This window comes from Candidatus Clostridium helianthi (assembly GCF_045310795.1).
Taxonomy (GTDB): Bacteria; Bacillota; Clostridia; order Clostridiales; family Clostridiaceae; genus Clostridium; species Clostridium helianthi.
The window spans coordinates 25,370-38,445 of sequence record NZ_JBJIAB010000049.1; the positions used below are offsets into that span (position 1 = coordinate 25,370).

9 protein-coding genes and 1 riboswitch are annotated in these 13,076 nt (G+C 30.2%); of the genes, 3 read left to right on the forward strand and 6 right to left on the reverse strand.

Annotated features, from left to right (window positions below):
• Positions 1–84: 84 nt before the first annotated feature.
• The 5 genes from ACJDTP_RS24330 to ACJDTP_RS24350 form a co-directional block, all read right to left on the reverse strand.
• Positions 85–1,860 (reverse strand): M3 family oligoendopeptidase, encoded by a 1,776-nt coding sequence (locus tag ACJDTP_RS24330; protein ID WP_406762709.1) that lies wholly within the window; start codon positions 1,858–1,860, stop codon positions 85–87.
• Between the two features lie 179 nt (positions 1,861–2,039).
• Positions 2,040–4,397, reverse strand: a complete 2,358-nt coding sequence (gene yicI, locus ACJDTP_RS24335) for an alpha-xylosidase (protein WP_406762710.1) — start codon at positions 4,395–4,397, stop codon at positions 2,040–2,042.
• Positions 4,398–4,527: 130 nt separating this feature from the next.
• Positions 4,528–5,355: a carbohydrate ABC transporter permease gene (locus tag ACJDTP_RS24340; RefSeq protein ID WP_065416285.1), complete on the reverse strand. Its 828-nt coding sequence runs from the start codon at positions 5,353–5,355 to the stop codon at positions 4,528–4,530.
• Entirely contained in the window at positions 5,355–6,233 is an 879-nt protein-coding gene (locus ACJDTP_RS24345; protein WP_011968114.1) for a carbohydrate ABC transporter permease, read from the reverse strand. Before ACJDTP_RS24345 ends, ACJDTP_RS24340 begins: the two co-directional genes overlap by 1 nt.
• Before the next feature lie 66 nt (positions 6,234–6,299).
• A complete protein-coding gene (locus ACJDTP_RS24350; RefSeq protein WP_026885528.1) occupies positions 6,300–7,628 on the reverse strand; it encodes an ABC transporter substrate-binding protein in 1,329 nt (442 codons plus the stop codon).
• A gap of 170 nt (positions 7,629–7,798) precedes the next feature.
• Here ACJDTP_RS24350 and ACJDTP_RS24355 point away from each other — a divergent pair, with 170 nt between their 5' ends.
• On the forward strand, positions 7,799–9,676 hold the full coding sequence (locus ACJDTP_RS24355; RefSeq protein ID WP_171773499.1) for a cache domain-containing sensor histidine kinase: 1,878 nt from the start codon (positions 7,799–7,801) through the stop codon (positions 9,674–9,676).
• Positions 9,654–10,424: a response regulator transcription factor gene (locus ACJDTP_RS24360; RefSeq protein WP_041894314.1), complete on the forward strand. Its 771-nt coding sequence runs from the start codon at positions 9,654–9,656 to the stop codon at positions 10,422–10,424. Before ACJDTP_RS24355 ends, ACJDTP_RS24360 begins: the two co-directional genes overlap by 23 nt.
• Before the next feature lie 211 nt (positions 10,425–10,635).
• Here the strand turns inward: ACJDTP_RS24360 and ACJDTP_RS24365 are convergent, their stop codons facing one another.
• The gene (locus tag ACJDTP_RS24365) at positions 10,636–11,925 is read right to left on the reverse strand and encodes an O-acetylhomoserine aminocarboxypropyltransferase/cysteine synthase family protein (protein WP_017211732.1); all 1,290 of its coding nucleotides are present in this window, start codon (positions 11,923–11,925) and stop codon (positions 10,636–10,638) included.
• Positions 11,926–12,124: 199 nt separating this feature from the next.
• A riboswitch (SAM riboswitch) is annotated at positions 12,125–12,238 on the reverse strand.
• A 232-nt stretch (positions 12,239–12,470) separates the two neighbouring features.
• Between ACJDTP_RS24365 and ACJDTP_RS24370 the strand changes: the two genes are divergently transcribed.
• Positions 12,471–12,938 carry a peroxiredoxin gene (locus ACJDTP_RS24370; protein ID WP_406762711.1) on the forward strand — a complete coding sequence of 156 codons (468 nt, stop codon included), beginning with the start codon at positions 12,471–12,473 and terminating at the stop codon, positions 12,936–12,938.
• The last annotated feature ends 138 nt before the right edge of the window (positions 12,939–13,076 follow it).

The following is a 13,076-nucleotide window of genomic DNA, read 5'->3' on the forward strand; positions in this document are numbered from 1 at the left end:
ACACCTCTAACCCCTATTATATCTATTATTCATCAAATAACTATATTTTTATTTGATGAATAATTCAATTTAAATTTTCTCTCTCTATTTATTGCTAAGGCCTATAAATTCTTCTATATCCTCTTCTATAGTTTTTAAAGAATTTCTCCAGAATTCTGTATCATTTATATCTATGCCCATAACTCTTGCTACATCAGCTATTTTATTTTTTCCTGTAATTGAAAGTAATTTTTCATAATCCTTTGAAAAAGTTTTTCCTTTTTTTAAATATTCAGCATATAATCCTTTTGCAAATAATAATCCAAACGCATAAGGAAAATTATAATAATTATACTCAGCATCATAATAATGAGGTTTCCAAGTCCACATGTATGGATGTAAAAAATCAGGATCTAATCCATCTCCATATGCTTCTCTTTGAGCATCCAGCATAAGATCCTTTATTTCCTCAACACTTAAAGAACTTGCTTTTCTAGCTTCGAAAAATGATTTTTCAAATAGGAATCTAGAGTATATATCAACAATAACTTGCGTGCAATCGCTAATTTCAGTTTCAAGGATTGCTAAAGCTTCATTCTTAGAAGCATCTTTTATTGCTGCCTTTTTTATTATTGTTTCACAAAATGTAGATGCGGTTTCTGCTATCGGCATTGGATAATCTGAATTTAACGTAGTCTCATTATTTAAACACTCTCCGTGAAAACCATGACCTAATTCATGGGCGAGAGTTACTACATCTCCAAAATTATCACCATAGTTTAGGAGTATTCTACTCTCTCCATTGAAATGTAGATTCTCACAAAAAGCTCCACCTACTTTTCCTTCCTTTGGTTTCACATCTATCCAATGATTATCGATTGCTTTCCTTGCAAAATCTCCTAAGTTGTCACTAAATGTTCTGAAGTTCTTTTCAACAAACTTAGTACCTTCTTCATATGTAAATTTCATATCTGCTTCGCAAACAGGTGCATATAAATCATAAAATGGTAGTCCGTTTTTATGACCTAACATTTCACCTTTTCTTCTCAAGTATTTCCTAAATACTGGAAGACTTTCTTTCATAGCTAAAAACATTGCCTCTAAAGACTCTTCACTCATTCTTGAATCTATGAGTGTCTTTTCAAGTGGAGATTTATATCCCCTAAAATCACAAACTGTTAAAACTTCACCCTTTATTCCATTTAATGCTGCAGCTACACCTTCTTCTACTTTTTTATAAGATTTTATTTCTGCTTCATATGCTTTTTTTCTCACAGTTGCATCCTTATCATAGGCCATATTTAAAACCATTGTTAATGGTATATTCTTAATTTCATTATCTTCTTCAATTTCTACTAATAATGTGGAAATCAAATTATCCTTAAGTTTCGCCCAGGCATTTGAGCCTGTATTTTTCATATTAGCAATTATACTTTCTTCCTTATCGCTGAGCAAATATTGACTTTGTTCAACTATATTTTTTAACATAAATTCATGTTCCTTAAGTAGCTTAGACTTACTTATTATTTCATCCAGGCCTTCTATGCTGCTAATATATCTTTCAAATTTAACTGAACTTCCAATTAGATTTGTTAATTTCTTTTCTAAAATATCTGAATACCTCAATGCATTCTTATCCTTTGTATTTACGCTTAAGCTTAGATTTATAAAAATACTAATTCTACTAGATAAGTCTGTTACTTTTGTAAATTTATTTATATAGTCTTCTAATTTTTCTACTAAGTTATCTTTATTTTTAGTAGCTTCTAATGCCCATTTATTGATTTCTTCAATAATATCTGTTAATTTATTTAAGTCTTGTTTAAATTCATCGCTATCAAATGACGGATATATTTCCTTTAGGCTCCAATTTAGTTCCATAAATATTCACTCCAAGTCTGTATTTATATTTTTTCCTAATTTTATTATATACCATTATAATATCAATTATAGGTTATAAAATATTCATTATATAATAAAAATCTAGAAGTTAACTAATAATAAATTTAGTTTACCTTCTAGATTATTACATATACTACATGTGCTTTATATCAAAATTTTTACATGCTGAACTCTATTTTACAATTACATTTGCAATTTCCATCTGTAAATTTAATTATTGTATCCTCTCCTTGATGAATAAGTACTCCATTATCAACATTTTCTATATTAGAAAATTTCTTGAGTACTAAAGACCATTCTCCTTCAGTACCTATAGATTCAATAATAATACTTTTTTCATTTTTGGTGACTTCCACTTCAAGAACTTTGTTACCTTTCATGTCTACGACACTTGTGGCTGTTTTCTTATTTTCTTTCAATTCATAGGCCAAAATTGATACATTCTCTCTATAATTGTAGTCCGGCTTAGAACTTTCATTTCCAACAGCAATCAAACTATTTTCTTTAACCATCATAGGTACACTTAAGTAATCATGTCTTTCTCTAATCCATCTTCCACCCTTATATTTCTTTCCGCTTATGAAGTTAGTCCACATTCCTTCTGGTAAATAGTAATTTGCTTCTCCTTCTTCATTAAAGATAGGTGCAACTAAGATAGAATCTCCAAGCATATATTGTTCATCTAGATAATTACAAGCTAAATCATCTTGGAATTCTAACATCATAGCTCTCATAGTTGGTATCCCTCTTTTTGATGCATCATTAGCTATGTTATATAAATATGGCATTATGCTACACTTAAGCTTAGTAAAAAACCTAACTACATCACAAGCTTCTTCATCATAAAGCCATGGTACTCTATACGAGCTGCTGCCATGTAACCTACTATGGGAAGATAATAATCCAAAGGCAACCCATCTCTTATATACATCAGCTGTTGCAGTACTCTCAAAACCTCCTATATCGTGGCTCCAGAATCCAAATCCCGACATGCAAAGAGATAATCCACCTCTTAAACTTTCTGCCATTGATTCATAGTTCGCTTCACAGTCTCCTCCCCAATGTACTGGGAATTGTTGTCCTCCAACAGTGGCTGATCTTGCAAATACTGCTGCCTCATCGTCTCCTAAATTTTCTTTTAAAGTCTCAAATACCACCTTATTATATATTTGAGTATAATAATTGTGCATTTTATATGGATCTGATCCATCGAAATATTCAACCTCTGTTGGTATACGTTCACCAAAATCAGTCTTAAAGCAGTCTACTCCCATATCAATTAATTCTTTAAGCTTACCTGAATACCATTTGCATGCATCTGGATTTGTAAAATCTACAATTCCCATTGCAGGCTGCCATAAATCCCATTGCCACACATCACCATTAGGTTTCTTTATCAAATATCCGTGTTCCATACCTTCATCAAATAACTTTGACTCTTGAGCAATATATGGATTTATCCAAACACATATTTTTAATCCTTTTTCCTTTAATCTTGTAAGCATTCCCTTTGGATCTGGGAATACTCTGCTATCCCATTCAAAATTACACCAATTAAAATCTTTCATCCAAAAGCAATCAAAATGAAATACTCTAAGTGGCAGATCTCTATCTGCCATGCCATCAACAAAACTATTAACCGTTTCTTCATCATAATTTGTAGTGAAAGATGTTGTTAACCATAATCCAAATGACCACGCTGGTGGAAGTGCTGGTTTACCTGTTAGTGTTGTATAATTTTCAACTACTTCTTTCATTGATTCTCCACCAATTATAAAGTAATCTAGATATTCTCCAGGAACGCTAAATTGAACTTTAGTGACTTTTTCCGAACCAACTTCAAAAGATACCCTTTCAGGATGATTTACAAATACTCCATATCCTTTATTAGTCATATAAAATGGTATGTTTTTATATGACTGCTCTGTACTTGTTCCTCCATCTTCATTCCATATATCTATGCTTTGACCATTCTTTACTAGAGGGGTAAACCTTTCTCCAAGTCCATAAACCAATTCCCCTACGGATAATTGTAATTCTTCCTTCATGAAGATTCCTTCTTCTGGAACCTTCATAAAGACTCTTTCTTCAGCAGTATTAACATATGCTAGTCCTCTTGGCATACTAGACGTTAACTTTTTATCCATTCTATAAAAGCTCATTTGAAATACATCTTTATTTATTACAGCTTTAAGATCTCCTGATTTAAATATTATATTTTTTTCATTTTCTTCTATTAAAATATTAACCTCCTCATCTTTATAAATTTCAAAGTTTGGAGACTTTTTTTGTTGTCCCATAAAATGATATGCTCTAACTCTTATTACATTTTTCATTGGCGAAGAGATTTTATATGTTATAACTGGCCCTTTTAATGTATCTCCTCGTTGATTTATCTTATTACATGGTGTATAAAGAGTTAAAACATCCTCTTCTATTTTAGTACTATAAACTTCTTGAGGGCTAAATATCTGATATCCTGGCTTGTCCAACCAGCAGCCATTGCTAAATTTCATATTAATACACGCTCCTACTCTGTTTCCTAAAATAAGCTTTCGTCTTTAGGAACTTTATAAATTCTATTCTTTTATTTATTCTTTCTATTTAAACTATGCTAAATTATCTAACTATAACATTCCTGTTCTATTAGCCTTTTACAGACCCTGCTGAAACACCACCAACAATATATTTTTGCCCTAATATAAATATAATTAATACAGGTAACAATGTTAGTATTATATCGGCACTAACTAAATTCCATGAATTTTCAAATGCTCCGAAGAAATTATAAACAGCTAATGTCATCGGCCATTTTGCAGAATTATTTAAATAATATAAAGGCATTGTAAAGTCATTCCAAACAACCATAAAATTCAAAACAAATAAAGTTGAAATAATGGGTTTTAATAATGGAAGTATTATTTTTATAAATAATCTAATTGGTCCACATCCATCAATAACAGCTGCTTCATCAATCTCTCTAGGTATTGTTGAGATAAATCCATATGATAAAAATAGGCTAAGAGGAATGTTTATTGCTGCATAAACAAGAATAATACCTAACCTGGTATTTACAAGATTTAATGCTTGCAAAACTTTCATTAACGCAACGTTGTTAATAGGTATAGCTATACCAGAAAGGATAAAGTAATATATAAAATTATTAATACCTTTACGATTTCTTGCAATAACAAATGCCGCTGCTGCTACTACAATTACAATTATTAAAACACTACAAGTAGCATATAAAAGGCTGTTAAAAAACGATGAGACCAATTTTCCCTGTTCAATTACTGTTTTATAGTTTGCAAATACCCATTCTTTAGGCAGAGAAAGGGACATTTTATTGGATTCACCTTGAGTCTTAAAAGAATTAAGAAATAAAACTACCATTGGTATTAGTACTAATAAACTTATAAAAATTGTTACTATATTGGCTGCTACACTTCCAATTGACTTCTTTAAAGTGACCATTATGCATCTACCTCCTTATTTTCCATGGATTTAATAATGAAATATACTAATAGCAATAATCCAAAGAATAATATACTCGATAATGTAGTACCCATTGCATAATTTCCTTTAGAAAATTCCTTATACACTGCTGTGTTAATTACCCCTGTTGCATTACCTGGCCCTCCATTTGTTAATGAATAAATCATATCAAATACTCTAAATCCATATGTTACATTTAATATTGTTACATTTATAATAATTGGTTTTAATAATGGCAAGGTTATTAAACGGAACTTTTGCCAGAAACTAGCACCATCAATATTTGCCGCTTCATAATAATCAGGAGAAATAGACATCAATCCTGCAATAATTACAACCATTATGTACCCCATACCTTTCCAAGTATCTACAGACATGACAGTTGCAAAAACAATTTTTAAATCAGTCAGCCAGTTCATAGCCAAGAAATCCATTCCTACAGATTTAAGAAAATTATTTACAAATCCTGTATCTGGATGTAGCATACTTTTGAAAACAAGTCCTACTACTAAATAAGACATTACTTGAGGAGAAAAGATAACCATTCTATGAAAGTTTTTTAGTTTGATAAATTTTTGTGTTAATAGTAGAGCTAAAGCTAGGCCAACTACAGTTTTCATGATCGTTGTAACTGTAGTAAATAATACCGTATTCCACAAATATGCACGGTATTCCGGTTTCCCCTTAAATACTTCAGCATAATTTTTGAATCCTATAAAATTGATCTTGTCAGTAAAATTGTTCCAATCTGTAAATGAATAAAATATACCTATAATTCCTGGTAAAAAGCAAAGTAAGAAAAATATTAATAGAGCCCCGCTTGTAAAATACCACGGATATAATTTTTTTCTGTCCATTCAAATCCCTCCATTTTAATAAAATAAGGTTTCAAAAGGAGAAACCTTATTTTCATATAACCGTAATTATTTATCCCAATCAGGATCTTTTTGCAATTTAGCTTGTTCTGTTCTTCTATTCATAATTGTTTCTAATACTTGCTTTGGAGTTGATGAACCACTATACATAGCCTCTAAGTCTTTTCCAATATCCATCCATTGGCTATCAATATATTTAACGCCAGCTTGCATAACCATTCCTTTTTGCAATGAATCAATGTATGCTTGGTCCTCTTTTGAATATTTTGATTTTACTTCAGGCCAGCATAATTCTGATAATCCTGGTTGTCCATCTAAACGCTTTTGTAAATTCTCAGGTCTTGCTAGGAAATCAAAGAATTTCTTTGCTTCTTCTACATGCTTTCCATTTTTATTTATAAAATATGCATTACTTGCAGGATTCACACCAATTGTTTGGTTATCTCCCCAAGGCATTGCAAATATACCTAACTTATTAACGTCAAAATCAGGGAAATCCGACTTCACTTCATTTCTCCATGCTGATTCTGCTATAAACATTGCAGCTTTTCCTTTTGCCATCGCTTCTTTTGCATTTTCTACTGAATTACTTAAGTAATTATCTCCATAAAACCCTAAATCAGCACATTCTTTTAATTCATTGATTATAGTTTGTAATTCAGGTATAGAATCTAAATCAACTTCATTTTTATTAAGCTTATTATATAAGTCTGGATGCTTTTGTTGATACATTGCTCCTGTTTCAAATAATGGAAGTACTTGATGCCATCCATTTTGAGTTCCTTCATAAATTGGAGTAACTCCTGAATCTTTTATTTTTTGACATACATTTTTGAATTCTTGATAATTAGTTGGTATTTTCAAACCTAATTTTTCAAATATCTCTTTATTGTAAACATAGAAATACATTTTTTTACCCGGAAAGGTAATGCCATAAACTTTGCTATTGTATGAGATTGAAGGAAGAACATTAGGGTCCATTCTCTTTACCCATTCTTCACTTGATACATCTAATACATATTTTTCAGGATTAACTCTTGTTACTAGATTTAAAGGATCGGCATCCGCGCAGAAAATATCTGGTGCTTCACCAGAATCCAACTTTACTTTAAGTAAATCACGCCATTGAGCATCCGGAGAAATTTGAAAATCAATTTTAATTCCTGTTTCTTTTTCAAAATCTTTTGCCAAATCCTGTACAACTCCAGATGTTGGAAGACCAGATTGATGAGATCCAAATGTTAATGTGACTGAATCTCCACTTCCTGATGCACTTTTACTTCCATCTCCACTGCTGCTTCCACACCCTACAAAAGCACTCCCTATCAGTACTGTCATACAAACTGTACTGACTAATTTTAATAAACGTTTACTCATTAACTATACCCCCATTAATATAAATATTTGTCCATATTTCTGATATGCTTTACATTGGCTACATGCTTATAATATCACTAAGTATATTAATTAGACATAGATAAAAAAGAACTCCGTTTTGCACTTTTTTGAACATTATTATATAATGTGTTTTGGAGAGGAGGATTATAATGAATTATAAATTACGTTATTCTCAAAAGACATACTTATTTTCTATTTATGGGTTACTAGTAGCCTTATTATTGTTTTTATTCTTTCTTTGTTTTTATTACTTTTATAGTGATAATATTTATAAAACAGCAAAAACAAAATCTGAAACTATCAGTGCCTCTATTCATAAATCAGTATCAACCGAATTAAATAATATGTCCACAATATCCATGAATATTGTCTACTCGAATGCTATAAAAAAGAATTTTACTAGTTTTACGCATAATAACACAGATACAATAAATCTCGAACATTTTACTCAATCTAGAGAAAACGTTTTAGCTATATATGATATTATTACTGCTATAATCGGACCCTTTCAATCAGCCAGTCAAGTTAATCTTTATACACAAAATGGAATATGTATAGGATCAGGTTTCTTTCAAGGAGTAATCAATGTGGATTTGAATACTGTACCATGGTATAGAGATACATTAGATAAAAATGGTGAAAAAAATATTTTTCTTACTGATAAATTATCATACTCTCCTACTAAAATTGAAAATATGTCGAACCACCATTATCTTTCACTTTCACGTGTATTTTTTAATCGAAATAATGAACCAGAAGGTATTGTTGAAGTAGTACAAGATTGCAACACTGTATTTTCTCTAATTTCAGAGTTAAAGCTAAAAAACCCTTCAACATCATTCTATGTATATAATGAACATAATGAGTTAGTTTACCCCTATTCATCTGCCCCAGAAGATAATATAAATTATACTAATACTATACAAGAACACAATTTAAGTCCATCAGTTGGGTATTTTATTAATATAGATAGCAAGCATGATGTCCTGATGTCGTATCAAAAAGTCGATTCATATAATTGGACAATCATTGCCGTTGAACCTAAGGAAGTTGTTTTCAGATCATTGCACTCTTTTAAAGAAGGTTTTATTATTATAGCTATAATTTCAATCATTTTTACACTATTTCTATGTTTTATAATTTCAAGTAGATTAACTCAACCTTTAAGTACTTTAACCAATTCTACAAAGATGGTCACTATAGACAGAGTATTAAATGAAAATGAAACTCTATTGGTTCCAATTAATAGTAATATACTTGAAATTTCTGAGCTCTATCAATCGTTTTGTGATATGTATGAAAAATTAAGAGATTCTTCTCATGAAATTTTATTATTAAGATCAGAAGAAACTCGCGCAAAACTACAAGCGACTCAATCTCTTATTAATCCACACTTTTTATATAACAGTTTAACAAATATAAGTATCATGGCTGAAGAAGATATGAATAGTGAAATAATTAATATATGTCATGCATTGTGTGATTATTTCCGTTATATTACAACATGCGATGAAACTGCTGTTCCTTTATCTTTAGAAATATCATATACGGAAAAATATATTGAATGTATGAAAATGCGATATGGAAGTGATTTTATTTATACTTCAAATATTGATGAATCAACAAAGAACATTTTAATTCCTAAACTAATAATACAACCTATAGTAGAAAATGCTTTTAAATATGGCTTTAGCTCCTCACCACCTTGGATTTTAGATATCAAATCTTCTATAACAAACGATCAAAAGTGGCTTATATATATCGAAGATAATGGTGGTTGTTTAAGTGATCAAGATAAAGAGAAATTATTATCTAATCTCTATAATTTAAACAGAACTAAAGAACTAAAATCATTAAGAATTGGTGGAATGGGACTTAAAAATGTATATCTAAGATTACAACTTTTATATGGTACTGAAGCTATATTTTCGATTGATAATTCTCAAAAAAATAAAACAATTTTTATAATCGGTGGACCCGTACATCTAAATAAGGAGGATTTTTATGAACAATACACACACCTATAAACTTATTGTTGTTGAAGATGAACATCTTATAAGACAGAATATAATAAAAAAGATTAATTCTTTATCTATTCCTTTTGAATTAGTAGGTGAAGCTAGCAATGGAGAAATTGCTATTCCTCTCATAGAACAGCAATGTCCCTCTCTAGTTATTACTGATATAAGAATGCCTCAATACGATGGATTAGAATTAATTAAATATCTCTACAAAAATCATCCTCATATAAAGACTATAGTATTAAGCGGATACAATGATTTTAAATATGCTCAGACTGCATTAAAATATGGTGTAAAAGATTTCTTATTAAAACCAGTAAAAATAGAAGAACTTAGCACTGCTTTACAAAGCATTCTTGTTATGCTTGAGTCCGAAAGTAAAGAATTCTCTTCATTTTCAATTGATCACCACAGTCTAAAGCCTGAAAGCTTAAGCCAGTTACTTGAAAATTACTTGCTTAATAACTATGCCTCTGTGACATCAATAACCGAAATTTCTGAGAAATTTGGATTTACAAATGAATATATAAGTAAGATTTTTAAGAAATATACCGGAGTAACTCCTATAAAATATATCACTAGAATTCGCATTAATGAAGCCAAACAGCTTTTAATTAATCAGCCTGACTTGGAAATAAAAAAGGTTGGTGAATTAATTGGTTATAAAGATGCCTTCTATTTTAGCAGAGTATTTAAATCTAATGTAGGTGTGTATCCTAGCGATTATAGAATAAAACATTTAAATTATAACTAATAATTATTCTATATTGTTCTCATAATATTGTGTTTTACACCATATTAATTACTATCATGAATTTATCACTCCAAAGAAAAATAGAAGGCAAACTCTCATATTGACTGTTTGCCTTCTACTTCTTAAGTAACTAACCAAAAACTTTTAATCTATCAAAACTTTTTCTTAGAACTAAGTTGAATAATTATTTTCTTTATTAACTAAATAATTCCTAACTTTCAAATGCTTGAGATAAATCATAAATTATATCATCAATATGTTCTGTTCCTATTGAAAGACGGATTGTATTTGGTTTAATTCCTGACTCTGCTAGTTCAGTTTCATTCATTTGAGAATGTGTTGTACTAGCTGGGTGAATTACTAATGATTTAACATCAGCTACATTTGCAAGTAGTGAGAATATTTGTAGTTTATCAATAAATTCCTGCGCTTCCTTTGCTCCACCCTTAATTTCGAATGTGAATATAGAACCTGCTCCCTTAGGAAAATATTTTTTATATAAAGCATTATCAGCACTCTCTGGTAGCGATGGATGATTAACACTTTCAACCTTTGGATGATTCTTTAAAAATTCTACAACTTTTAAAGCATTCTCAACATGACGTTCAACTCTAAGTGAAAGAGTTTCTAAACCTTGTAATAATATAAATGCATTAAATGGACTTATGCATGCACCCGTATCTCTTAATAAAATAGCACGAATTCTTGTCACATATGCGGCAGCCCCAACTGCCTCTGCAAACTTAATTCCATGATAACTTGGATCTGCTTCTGATAATTGTGGGAACTTTCCTGAACCTATCCAATCAAATTTTCCAGAATCCACAATAACTCCACCTAGTGATGTACCATGCCCCCCAATAAATTTAGTTGCTGAATGAACAACTATATCTGCCCCATGTTCAATCGGTCTAAATAAGTATGGTGTTCCAAATGTGTTGTCCACTATTAGTGGTATTTTATGCTTATGTGCAATTTCTGCTAATGCTTTAACATCTAAAATATTTGAGTTTGGATTTCCAAGTGATTCAATTAAAATTGCTTTCGTATTATCTTGAATTGCATTTTCAAAATTTGATAGGTCAGATGGATCTACAAATGTTGTTGTAACACCGTTTGTAGGAAACGTATGTGCTAACAAATTATAAGATCCTCCATATATAGTTTTTTCTGCAACTATGTGATCACCAGCTTTAGTTATATTTTGCAATGCATATGTTATTGCTGCTGCTCCAGATGCTACCGCAAGAGCTGCTACTCCGCCTTCCAAAGCTGCAACACGTTTTTCAAAAACATCTTGTGTTGAATTTGTTAAACGACCATATATATTTCCAGCATCAGCTAGTCCAAATCTTGCTGCTGCATGTGCAGAATTTTTAAATACATATGAAGTTGTTTGGTAAATTGGTACTGCTCTAGAATCTGTTGCTGAATCAGGTTGTTCTTGCCCTACATGAAGTTGAAGTGTTTCAAATTTTAATTTTCTTTCTTGATTACTCATAATTTGTTGCCCCCATTTTATATAATTTTTATTTTTAATATATTTACTATGATTTGTACGTTACCCTAATTTTCTAGATATTATATTTAGCTTTGAATTTGATTTTTATCACAATCCTAGAGAAATATACAAATAATTAGACATTTAGATAATAAAAGAGCTACTTTCTAGATAAGAAAGTAGCAAAAAAATATGTACATTCTTATCTTTCAGATAAAATATCTGCAGGAATTAGCACCTTAAATTAAAATAGATTTTTAATTCAGGTTGCTAGGCATCATAGGGCCAGTCCCTCCGCCTTTCTTGATAAAAATTAATATATTATATTATTCTTAGTTGTTTACTATGATATAAAGTATACATTTTATTGCTATATATGTCAACAGTATTTTAAATTTTGCATGTATTTTTTATCAATTAGTTATTTTGCATGGAATTCACAGTTATACATTCTAAATAAACCCAGTCGTAATATTTCTTTTCTACTTTACAAATATTCAATCTTGATAGATAATAATTATTATAAAAAATATGGAGGTAATAAAATGGAAAGTTTAATTTTAGAAGAAGGAATGAAAGCTCCTGATTTTGCATTAGTAGGATCTGATAAAAAAGAACATAAATTAAGTGATTATTTAAATAAAAAAGTTATCTTGTATTTTTATCCTAAAGATAATACTCCTGGCTGTTCACAAGAAGCACAAGATTTTAAAAACGCTTTAGATGATTTTGATACCCAAAATGCCGTTATTCTAGGTGTAAGTAGAGATTCTCTAACATCTCATGATAAATTTATTACTAAATATGAATTGCCATTCATTCTTCTTTCGGATGAAAAAGAAGAGGTATGTAATCTCTACGGTGTATTAAAAGAAAAAAATATGTTTGGAAAGAAATCCATAGGTATTGAAAGAAGTACATTCGTAATAGATGAAAATGGGATTATATCAAAGATTTATAGGAAGGTTAAAGTTACAGGACATATAGAACAATTAAAATGTTCTATACAATAATTTAATTATTTAAAATATTTTATGATAATAAATAAAAAAAGATAGTTATTACAACTATCTTTTTTGCTTACCTCGCAACGTCCTACTCTGCCACACAGTCTCCCATGCAGTACCATCGGCGCTATAGACCTTAACTTT